Here is a 10,208-nt window from a genome sequence, read left to right as displayed (position 1 = left end):
TCCCCTGCCCGCGCAAACGGCTCGGCAATGTCACATCAAGCCACTCGCTGCGCAGCCGCTCATCCAGCGCCGCATCCTCAAGCCCTGCCTTCTTCGCTGCGAGCGCCGAGTTAATCTCGTCTTTCAGCGCGTTGAGCTTCGGCCCAGCCACCTGCCGCTGCTCGGCCGTCATCTTGCCCAGCTCGCGCATCTGAAGGCTCACTTCGCCTTTTTTGCCAACCGCTTGCAGGCGCAAATCCTCAAGCGTGGCTTCGTCAGACGCAGCCGCAATCGCCGCGATGTATTTGTCTCTTAGATCGTCCATGTCTCATACCTATCTGGCTCGCGTTTGACCTAGCGCGCCCCGCACCTTTTCGCAAGCCAACTGGCACATCTGCACAAATTGACCGCACAGAATACGCTATTCACACTTCGCCTTCCCTGCGCGGGTCTCGTTATGGCGTATCTTGCCTTCTCAGCCTCACGGCGGGGCCGCGCCTTTGCTCGCCATCACGCCCAACTGGCTGACAGGCGCCATCCGTCAGGCCCTGCGCGCCTGAGCCACGCGCCATTAACCATTAAAATTATTTCGCTTCAGCCCAATCCCGCCCGCTTTGCGCCCAAAATTGGCCAATATCTTCCCCTAGGTAAAGGGCCTCACTGACAAACTGGAGGTACCAGCCATGACCAAAGCAACAAAACTTATCGCCGCTGTCACACTCGCTGTGGCCACAACAGCAAGCTTCGCCGAAGCCCAAACACGTCCGTCCACAACCTATCAGGGCCAATGGTATACAACATCCGACGGGTGCTCATACTCGCGCACGCAAGCTCCGGGCTATGCTGTGTCATGGGTTCTGATTCAAAACCCGCATCACATCAACAAGCCAAATGTCGGCGCGCATTGTTCAAGCACGCTATAAACTTTAAATCAGTCATGCACCACCGCACGCTGCATTAGGTTAATTTCGCTTAACCCTTTTTGTGTCAGGCGGTGCACGCATGGTGCACGGGGGGTGCACACATATCACCCCCCTAGAATCAGCAATCTTTGCTCCATTAACCAAGCGGATCGCTGCCTTAACTCCAAAACAAGAAACGCCGCAAACCTCTCGGTTTACGGCGTCTTTTCTTTTGGTTTTAGCGTGGCTTAAGACGCCAATGCGCCCTGCGCCTGTGCAACAATCGCACCAAAGGCTTCTGGCTCATGGACGGCCAGATCGGCGAGGACTTTACGGTCCACTTCGATACCAGCAAGGCTCAAGCCATTGATAAAGCGCGAATATGTCAGCGACTCATCATGTGAGCGCACAGCCGCGTTGATCCGCTGGATCCACAGAGCGCGGAAATTGCGCTTGCGATTCTTGCGGTCACGGGTTGCATATTGGTTCGCTTTGTCCACCGCCTGGCGCGCGACCTTAAAAGTATTTTTACGACGGCCATAGTAACCTTTGGCTGCCTTAATAACTTTCTTGTGACGTGCGTGTGTGGTTGTTCCGCCTTTTACTCTCGACATATCTAACCCTCCTTAGCGTGCGTATGGCATCATGGACTTGATGATTTTGGCATCAGGTGCAGATAGGGTTGTCGTACCGCGAGCATCGCGAATGAATTTGTTTGTGCGCTTGATCATGCCGTGCTGTTTACCAGCTTGGGCGGCTTTGACCTTGCCACTTGCCGTCATTTTGAACCGCTTTTTGCAGCTCGACTTGGTCTTCATCTTGGGCATTTCCGTCTCCTTAGTTTGGGTCGGTCTATAATGCGCGACTCGGCATGCCACTTCTGGCCGGTCCCGCAGACGAAGGCCGCTTTTAGGACGGGTTTTGCTTCTTTGCAAGGGCTAATCAGCCCAAATAGCGCCCGACCACATCCACAATGACATTGGGGATCTGATCCAGCGTATAGCCTGCAGGCTTTGACGCAACAGCCCAAGCCACAAGCCCGCCACTCAGCATCAAAACAATCGCTGCCGCCCTTGGCGTGCGATTGTCCGCAAGCGCCGAAACAACCGCAGGCACAGAGAAGACCGCAATCACCAACCCGATGACAAGATAAAGATCATAGTCCATCGCACGCACCCTTCTTAAACTCATTAACTTTTTAGAGTTTACTCTGGGTCAGAGGCAAAAATCAAACTTTGGTCACACGGTGCCACCCGCAAAATATTTGTCGTGCCCGGAACATTGAAAGGAACGCCCGCCGTGACAACGATCTGATCTGTTGCTGTTGCATATCCTGCGCTCTGCGCCGCACGCGCCGCATTGACCACAGCCTGCTTAAAGCGCTCAAGCTCGCCTGTCATAATGCAGTTTGTCCCCCAGCTCAGCGCCAGCCGCCGCGCCGTTCCGCGCAGGCTCGTCATCGCAATGATCGGCACACGCGGACGCTCTCGCGCCGTCAAAAGCGCGGTCGTGCCTGACTGTGTGAAACAGCAAATCGCCTTGATGTCTGTCGTCTCGGCAATTTCGCGCGCCGCCGCCACGATCCCGTCTGCCACGCTTTCCCGCTTGGCAACTCGCGACGCCTCGATAATCTCGCGATAGGTCGGGTCAGACTCAACCTCAACCGCGACATTATTCATGGTGCGCACCGCGTCCACAGGATACTGCCCCGCCGCGGACTCCGCCGAGAGCATAATCGCATCCGCCCCCTCATAAATCGCCGTCGCCACATCGCTCACTTCAGCGCGCGTCGGCATCGGGCTTTCGATCATGCTCTCCAGCATTTGGGTGGCCACAATCACGGGCTTCGCCGCCGCACGACAGCGCCGCACAAGCCGCTTCTGGATCGGCGGGACATTCTGCACAGGCAGCTCCACGCCAAGATCGCCCCGCGCCACCATAATGCCGTCCGAGACAGCCAGAATGTCTTCAAAGCTGGTCACCGCCGTGGGCTTTTCAATCTTGGACAGCACAGCCGCGCGCCCGTCAATCAGCGCTTTGGCCTCTTCCACATCTGCGGCGCGCTGGACAAACGACAAAGCGATCCAGTCAACTCCAAGCTGGCAGACAAACTCAAGATCGGCGCGGTCTTTCTCGGACAACGCCGCCAAAGGCAGCACCACTTCGGGCACGTTCACACCCTTGCGATTGGAAATCGTGCCGCCTGCCGTGACAACACACTCGGCAAAATCCGCGCCACATTTCTCAACCTTGAGGCGGATCTTACCGTCGTTCACAAGCAGGGTGGTGCCGTCTTCCAGTGCCTTGAAAATTTCAGGATGCGGCAAACAAACGCGCGCCTCGGTGCCCGCTGTTTCATCAAGATCAAACCGGAAGTTTTGCCCCTCAACCAGCTCTTCTTCCTCATTGGCAAAGACCCCAACCCGCAGCTTCGGCCCCTGCAAATCAGCCAGAATAGCGATCGGGCTTTCAAGCTCGCGTTCGATCTCCCGGATGATTCTGTGGCGTTCCCTGATCTCATCATGACCACCGTGCGACATATTAAGACGAAACACATCCGCGCCCGCTTCGTGCAAGCGTTTGATCATCTCATAATCATTCGAAGCAGGCCCCAACGTCGCCACGATCTTTACATTTCTGAGCCGTCTCATATTGTCTGCCTCTTGATAGATTTGAGCGGTATGCCACCGTCTGATTATCGCCCGTCTGTAACACGGGCACAACAGGGCGTTTGCGCGCTTACAAGGATTTTAACAAATGGATTACAAGCCCTTTGAAATCTCAGGAGCCGAGCGCAGCGGGCCTTGGGTCATAGCCTGCGATCACGCCTCAAACATCGTCCCGCCCTTTGTAAACGGCGGCACTCTCGATCTTCCCGCAGGCGATATGAGCCGTCATATTGCATATGATGTGGGTGCAAAAGGCGTTTCTCTAGCGCTCGGCGCCCTGCTCAACGCACCTGTGATCTGTTCAAACTTTTCGCGCCTCGTGATCGACCCTAACCGTGGTGAGGACGACCCCACACTCCTGATGAAACTCTATGACGGAACAATTATTCCCGCCAATCGCCACGCGGACGAAGTCGAAAAAGAGCGCCGTCTGGACGCTTGCTACAGGCCCTATCATACCGCGCTCACAGATCTTTTAAGGCCTCGTCATGATGCTGCTTTGCTCTCGCTGCATAGCTTTACGCCACAGCTCGCAGGCCGGCCCAAACGGCCTTGGCACCTGGGAATTCTTCATGCCGATGACAGGCGCCTTTGCGATCCACTGCTTGACCAATTACAGCTGGACCCGTCGCTCTGCGTCGGCCGCAACGAGCCTTACGGCGGGCACTTGCCTGGCGATACTGTGGACAGACACGCCATTGCACAGGGCCGCCACAACACTCTCGTTGAAATTCGCAACGATCTTATCCAAACTGATGAGCAACAAGCACAATGGGCTGCTCGCCTTGCCCCCGTATTGCAGAACGCCTTGCGCATCGCCCTAGAAAACGAGGCCTAAAAACATGGACGACCAAACCAAACTTGAAATCGAAGCCGCCGCCTTTCGCGCCTTGCAAAAACACCTGATGCAAGACCGCACCGATGTGCAAAATATTGATATGATGAACCTTGCCGGCTTTTGCCGCAATTGCCTTGCACGTTGGTATCAGGAAGCGGCAAACGAGCGCGGCGTCGAGATGTCAAAAGATGACGCCCGCGAGGCTTATTACGGGATGACCATGACGGAATGGAAAACCAATTATCAAACAGATGCTGGCCCTGAAAAGCAGGCCAAGTTCGATGTGGCGTTCAAAGAAAATGTGACCGACAAGAGCTAATCTAGCGCCTCGCGTTAGCCCCTTCTAGATCACACCTGCCCCTGTCTTCCTCTTTCTCAAAATATCCCGGGGGGTCTGGGGGGCTGGCCCCCCCAGCGGGTCGGCTTCGCGAAGCGAAGTCGACCTTTGCTCATGAAGCCTCAGACCGCCTTTTTGATACTCTCGTCGAGATAGATTTCGCGCAACCGCTTGGCAACAGGACCGGGCGTCCCGTCCCCCATCATCACCCCGTCAATTTCAACAACAGGCATCACAAACGCGCTTGCAGACGTTGTGAAAGCCTCGTCGGCCTCTTTGGCCTCTTCGATCGTAAAGCTGCGCTCTTCCACATCCATCTGCGCCTCTTTCGCCATCCGCAAGACAGCGGCGCGGGTGATCCCGTGGAGGATGTCATTTGACAATCCACGCGTGATGATTTTGTTGCCTTTCACGATATAGGCGTTGTTCGATGTGCCCTCGGTGACAAAGCCGTCTTCGATCATCCAAGCGTCATCGCACCCCGCTTTCTTGGCCATCATCTTGCCCATCGACGGGTAGAGAAGCTGGACTGTTTTGATGTCGCGGCGGCCCCAGCGGATGTCTTCGATCGAGATGATTTTTGCGCCTTTCTGGGAGGCGGCACTGTTCGCCATACCGGGTTTGTTTTGAGTAAACAGCACCAGTGTTGGCTTGGTTGTCTCTGGGTCAGGAAAGGCAAAATCACGATCGCCGTCAGAGCCACGGGTGATCTGCAAATAGACCAGCCCCTCATCAATATCGTTTGTGCGCACAAGCTCGCGGTGGATGGCCAAAAGCTCTTCCATCGTGCAAGGCATAGCCATATCCAGCTCGTTCAAGGAGCGCTCAAGACGCACGGCATGGCCTTCAAAGTCGATCAACTTGCCTTGGAGAACCGAGGTCACTTCATAGACCCCATCAGCCATCAAAAATCCCCGATCAAAGATCGAAATTTGGGCTTCATTCTCAGGCACATAAGCGCCATTTACATAAACTGTGCGTGTCATAGTTGGTCTATCCCCAAAGCTCTGGTTTTGGCGCGTGGACGCCTTGTTCGTCAAAATGAAGTGGCGTTTCGCGGTCTTCGGCCAGAAGCAGCGGGCCGTCAAGATCGGTCACTGTCGCACCCTGCGCCACAAGCGTTGCGGGGGCCATGGCCAGCGATGTGCCGACCATACAGCCGACCATCACGCCGTAGCCTTCGGCCAATGCGGCCTCCTTCAGGCGCAGCGCTTCGGTCAGCCCACCTGTCTTGTCGAGCTTGATGTTTACAATGTCATACTTGCCTTTCAGGTGCGGCAGGCTTGCGCAATCATGCGCGCTTTCATCCGCACAGACAGGCACAGGCCGTTCGATCCCGATCAACCCCTCGTCATCACTGGCCGGCAAAGGCTGCTCCACAAGCGAGACACCAAGGCGCTGAAGATGTGGCACGAGGTCAAGATATACGGCCCGCGACCAGCCTTCATTGGCGTCAATGATGATCCGCGATTTTGGTGCACCTCGGCGCACGGCCTCAAGGCGGGGCATATCATCCGGTGTGCCCAGTTTGATCTTGAGAAGCGGGCGGAACGCGTGTTTCGCCGCCTGCTCCTGCATCTTTTCCGGTGTATCAAGCGAGAGCGTATAAGCTGTGATCTCGGGCTGGGGCGCGGGCAGGCCTGCAAGCTCCCAAACACGTTTGCCCGCAGCCTTTGCCTCCAGATCCCAGAGGGCACAATCAACCGCATTGCGCGCGGCGCCTGCGGGCAGAAGCTCATAGAGGGCAGCGCGGTCAAACTGGTCTGGCAAACCGTTGATCTCGGCTGTGACAGAGTCAAGTGTTTCGCCGTAGCGGGCGTAGGGCACGCATTCGCCCCAGCCCTGATGCGCGCCGTCTTGCAAACGCACAGTCAGCACCTTGGCTTCGGTGCGCGAGCCTCTTGAAATGGTGAAGACTTGCGCGAGCTTGAAGCTTTCCGGTGTGACTGTGATTTTCATGGTCTTGCCTTAGCCCAGCGCCGCCAGTGCATCAACCAGCTTGCCCGCACCATAGCGGTAAGGATCGGTTGCTGGCAGGCCAAGTTTCACTTCAATATCAGCGAGATAGGCCCGTGCGGCGTCATCGTCCATGTTCTGCGTGTTCACGGCATAGCCGATCACTTCACAGGCTGGGTTGGCCACCCGCGCCAGCTGCAACGCCATGTCACGAACAGCCTCAAGGTTTGGCAGCGAATAGCCCGGAAGGCCGCGCATATGCTCGCGTGTCGGCTCGTGGCAAACGACCAATGCGTCAGGCTGGCCGCCATGGATCAGCGCCATGGTTACGCCTGAATAAGAGACGTGAAACAAGCTGCCTTGGCCTTCGATGATATCCCAGTGGTCCTCGTCGTTGTCAGGGGTGAGCCACTCAATCGAGCCTGCCATGAAGTCCGCGATCACAGCATCAAGTGGAACGCCACCCCCTGTGATCAGGATGCCTGTCTGGCCTGTTGCGCGGAAGGTAGATTTCATGCCGCGATCCTGCATTTCCTTGTCCATGCAGAGGGCAGTATACATTTTGCCAACGGAGCAATCCGTGCCGACCGCCAAGAGACGCTTGCCTTTGCGCGGCTCGCCGTTGGCGATGGGGTATTTCACGTCGGGGATGCGCACATCATGCAGCGTGCGGCCCGTGGCTTCGGCGACGGCCACAAGATCGGCCTCTTCGCGCAGCAGGTTGTGGAGGCCAGACGCAAGATCAAAGCCCTCTTCCAGCGCCGTGACCAAGACTTTTTTCCACTCTTGGCTGATGATACCACCGCGGTTGGCCACGCCAATAACAAGCGTCTTTGCGCCTGCTGCTTTGGCCTCTTCCAGCGTCATGTCGGCAAGGCCCATATCGGCTTTGCAGCCTTCCATGCGGAACTGGCCAACAGCGTTTTCTGGACGCCAGTCTTTTATGCCTTGCGCCACTTTGGCGGCAAGTTGGTCTGGCGCGTCGCCGAGAAAGAGAAGGTATGGTGTTTTGATCATGGCTAAAGCCCCCAATGGTTTGGGAGAACTTTAGCGATACTGACGCGAAGCACTTCTCATTTCCACTAATATTCAGTTAAATATTTCAATATTCTCCCAGCTATTCGTTAACACTTCGAAGATTCTTCGAAAATTGCCTCACATTCCGATTCTGGGCAGCGCCACAGATTATGCTGCAGGTGCAAAGAGCGCTTGCAGCCACGTCTGTAATTTAATATCCAATCCACAAGCCCAAACGCAATTTCATTACCTGAAAGGCTCCTTCATCATGAGTTTTCGCATTCAACCTCAAGCGCCAAAGCGGCCAAACCGGTGTCAGCTGTTTGGACCAGGGTCCAACACCAAACTTTTTGCCAAGATGGCGGCCAGTGCTGCTGATGTTATAAACCTTGATCTTGAAGATTCCGTTGCCCCATCGGACAAGGACGCCGCGCGCGCCAATGTCATCGAGGCGATCAACACAATCGACTGGGGCAACAAGCATATCAGTGTGCGCATCAACGGCCTCGACACGCCCTATTGGTACAAAGATGTGGTCGACATCATGGAGCAGGCCGGCGAGCGGCTTGACCAGATCATGATCCCCAAGGTTGGATGCGCAGAAGACGTCTATGCCGTCGACGCTTTGGTCACAGCCATCGAGCGCGCCAAGGGCCGCACCAAGCCTGTTTCCTTTGAAGTGATCATCGAGAGCGCAGCAGGGATTGCCCATGTCGAAGCCATCGCGGCCTCAAGCCCGCGCCTTCAGGCCATGAGCCTCGGTGCGGCCGACTTTGCGGCCTCAATGGGTATGCAAACAACGGGGATCGGCGGCACGCAGGAAAACTATTATATGCTGCGCGACGGCGAAAAGCACTGGTCAGACCCGTGGCATTGGGCGCAAGCGGCCATTGTTGCGGCCTGCCGCACCCATGGCGTTTTGCCTGTTGACGGCCCCTTCGGAGACTTCTCGGACGACGAAGGCTACCGCGCCCAAGCGATGCGCTCCGCGACGCTTGGCATGGTCGGAAAATGGGCGATCCACCCCAAGCAAATCGCGCTGGCAAACGAGGTTTTCACACCCTCCGAGGCGGCAGTCGCCGAGGCCCGCGAGATCCTTGCCGCGATGGAAACCGCCAAAGCCAACGGCGAAGGCGCAACCGTCTACAAGGGCCGTCTGGTGGACATTGCCAGCATCAAACAAGCCGAAGTGATCGTCGCTCAGGCCGAGCTGATCGCGGGCTGAAACGACACAACTTCAATAAAAAGCGGGCGTCTTCGGGCGCCCGTTAACGTTTGAAACCCAGCTGATTCTAGGGGGGTGAAAAGCGTGCACCACGCGTGCACCATGCGTGCACCGCCCAATCGGTTTTTGCGATTTCGGGCAAAACGGCCTGTTCGTTACAGCAGCGCACGTTGTGCGGGTGCAGCATGGCTCTGTTTTGGCCTTTTAGCGCCCGTCAAACGCGCGCATATTGCGCGGATGACATATGAAATTTTCCTTGCCCTCACCGTCTTTGCCTTTGTCACATCGGCGACGCCGGGGCCGAACAATATGATGTTGCTGGCCTCTGGGGCGAACTTCGGCTTTGTGCGCACAATCCCGCATATGTTCGGGATCAGCCTTGGCTTTGGCCTGATGATCTTTCTGGTCGGGGTTGGGCTGATGCAGGTGTTTGACAGCTACCCTGTGAGCCGCGGGATCCTGACCATTGTCAGCGTGGTGTATATGCTTTGGTTGGCGTGGAAAATCGCCAACTCCGCCGCGCCCGAGGGCCGCGCGACGGGCGGCACGCCGATGACGTTTTTGCAGGCGGCAGCGTTTCAATGGGTCAACCCGAAGGCGTGGAGCATGGGGCTGAGTGCCATCACGCTCTATGCGGGCGACAGGTCAATCTGGTCTGTCGCGCTGGTGGCTTTGGCCTTTATGATCGTGAACTTCCCTTCTGTCACGATCTGGGTCGTTTTGGGCCGCGAGATGCGCCGCTTTCTGACCTCGCCTGCGCGGCTCAGGGCCTTTAACTGGGGGATGGCTGTGCTTTTGGTGCTTTCGCTCTATCCTGTTCTTTTGCCTTAGGCGGAAGAGGCAAAGCTATGGTGAGGATATTGATTTAGGTCAAGACTCACATTCGGACTTCACTATATGATCTCGCCATCTGTATGATATTGGAGAGTAAAATGAAGTCTGTCTTTCTTGGTGCCGCGATGGCACTTGCCCTGACGGCCCCCGCTTTTGCGCAACAAAACCAGCCTGCGCGCGAAATTTCGGCGCCGATTGTGGCCTTTACGCCTGTGATTGTGAAAAATGCCGATGCGCTTGAGCTGACCGAGGCGCAGCGCGCGGACCTCAAGCAATGGCTCGACACAATGCCTGCAAACCGCAAGAAAGTTGAGGAGGCAGCCATGGCTGCGCGCGCCGATCTGCGCGCCGCAATCATTGCCGGCGCGCCTCTGGACGAACGCCAAGCGCTCGCGGCGAAAGTCGGCGAGATGGAGACCAAGCTTGTCATGATGCGCTCCAACTGTACCGA

The 10,208-nt window shown here is 56.5% G+C and carries 13 protein-coding genes and 1 pseudogene; 6 read left to right on the top strand and 8 right to left on the bottom strand.

Annotated features, from left to right (window positions below; translation table 11 throughout):
- Positions 1-304 (bottom strand): annotated as a pseudogene (locus ACTF58_RS12945) (phenylalanine--tRNA ligase subunit alpha); the annotation flags it as partial.
- Between the two features lie 358 nt (positions 305-662).
- Between ACTF58_RS12945 and ACTF58_RS12940 the strand changes: the two are divergent.
- Positions 663-902, top strand: a complete 240-nt coding sequence (locus tag ACTF58_RS12940; protein WP_438992383.1) for a hypothetical protein — start codon at positions 663-665, stop codon at positions 900-902.
- 227 nt (positions 903-1,129) lie between these two features.
- Here the strand turns inward: ACTF58_RS12940 and rplT are convergent, their stop codons facing one another.
- The 4 genes from rplT to pyk all read right to left on the bottom strand — a co-directional run bounded on the left by rplT (position 1,130) and on the right by pyk (position 3,532).
- Entirely contained in the window at positions 1,130-1,495 is a 366-nt protein-coding gene (gene rplT, locus ACTF58_RS12935; RefSeq protein ID WP_438992382.1) for a 50S ribosomal protein L20, read from the bottom strand.
- 12 nt (positions 1,496-1,507) lie between these two features.
- Positions 1,508-1,708, bottom strand: a complete 201-nt coding sequence (rpmI, locus tag ACTF58_RS12930; protein ID WP_300292722.1) for a 50S ribosomal protein L35 — start codon at positions 1,706-1,708, stop codon at positions 1,508-1,510.
- A gap of 115 nt (positions 1,709-1,823) precedes the next feature.
- Entirely contained in the window at positions 1,824-2,048 is a 225-nt protein-coding gene (locus ACTF58_RS12925) for a hypothetical protein (protein WP_438992381.1), read from the bottom strand.
- Between the two features lie 38 nt (positions 2,049-2,086).
- Positions 2,087-3,532: a pyruvate kinase gene (pyk, locus tag ACTF58_RS12920; RefSeq protein WP_438992380.1), complete on the bottom strand. Its 1,446-nt coding sequence runs from the start codon at positions 3,530-3,532 to the stop codon at positions 2,087-2,089.
- Between the two features lie 106 nt (positions 3,533-3,638).
- On the opposite strand from pyk, the gene ACTF58_RS12915 reads away from it, so the two are divergent.
- The gene (locus ACTF58_RS12915) at positions 3,639-4,388 is read left to right on the top strand and encodes an N-formylglutamate amidohydrolase (protein ID WP_438992379.1); all 750 of its coding nucleotides are present in this window, start codon (positions 3,639-3,641) and stop codon (positions 4,386-4,388) included.
- A 4-nt stretch (positions 4,389-4,392) separates the two neighbouring features.
- Positions 4,393-4,707: a DUF1244 domain-containing protein gene (locus ACTF58_RS12910; protein ID WP_438992378.1), complete on the top strand. Its 315-nt coding sequence runs from the start codon at positions 4,393-4,395 to the stop codon at positions 4,705-4,707.
- 140 nt (positions 4,708-4,847) lie between these two features.
- Here the strand turns inward: ACTF58_RS12910 and ACTF58_RS12905 are convergent, their stop codons facing one another.
- The 3 genes from ACTF58_RS12905 to dgcN are packed head-to-tail and all read right to left on the bottom strand — an operon-like array spanning position 4,848 to position 7,698.
- Entirely contained in the window at positions 4,848-5,711 is an 864-nt protein-coding gene (locus tag ACTF58_RS12905) for a D-amino-acid transaminase (RefSeq protein WP_438992377.1), read from the bottom strand.
- Positions 5,712-5,718: 7 nt separating this feature from the next.
- Positions 5,719-6,684, bottom strand: a complete 966-nt coding sequence (gene dgcA, locus ACTF58_RS12900; RefSeq protein ID WP_438992376.1) for an N-acetyl-D-Glu racemase DgcA — start codon at positions 6,682-6,684, stop codon at positions 5,719-5,721.
- A 9-nt stretch (positions 6,685-6,693) separates the two neighbouring features.
- Entirely contained in the window at positions 6,694-7,698 is a 1,005-nt protein-coding gene (gene dgcN / locus ACTF58_RS12895) for an N-acetyltransferase DgcN (protein ID WP_438992375.1), read from the bottom strand.
- A 268-nt stretch (positions 7,699-7,966) separates the two neighbouring features.
- Between dgcN and ACTF58_RS12890 the strand changes: the two genes are divergently transcribed.
- The 3 genes from ACTF58_RS12890 to ACTF58_RS12880 form a co-directional block, all read left to right on the top strand.
- On the top strand, positions 7,967-8,923 hold the full coding sequence (locus ACTF58_RS12890) for an L-malyl-CoA/beta-methylmalyl-CoA lyase (RefSeq protein ID WP_438992374.1): 957 nt from the start codon (positions 7,967-7,969) through the stop codon (positions 8,921-8,923).
- A gap of 237 nt (positions 8,924-9,160) precedes the next feature.
- Positions 9,161-9,754 carry a LysE family translocator gene (locus tag ACTF58_RS12885; RefSeq protein ID WP_438992373.1) on the top strand — a complete coding sequence of 198 codons (594 nt, stop codon included), beginning with the start codon at positions 9,161-9,163 and terminating at the stop codon, positions 9,752-9,754.
- Positions 9,755-9,855: 101 nt separating this feature from the next.
- Positions 9,856-10,208, top strand: a 353-nt coding sequence (locus ACTF58_RS12880) for a hypothetical protein (RefSeq protein WP_438992372.1), incomplete at its 3' end; no start/stop codon positions are given.

Source organism: Lentibacter sp. (assembly GCF_965657785.1).
In the GTDB taxonomy this organism is placed as follows: Bacteria; Pseudomonadota; Alphaproteobacteria; order Rhodobacterales; family Rhodobacteraceae; genus Lentibacter.
Note: the sequence above shows the minus strand (reverse complement) of the source record. Positions and strands in the feature narration are given on the sequence as shown.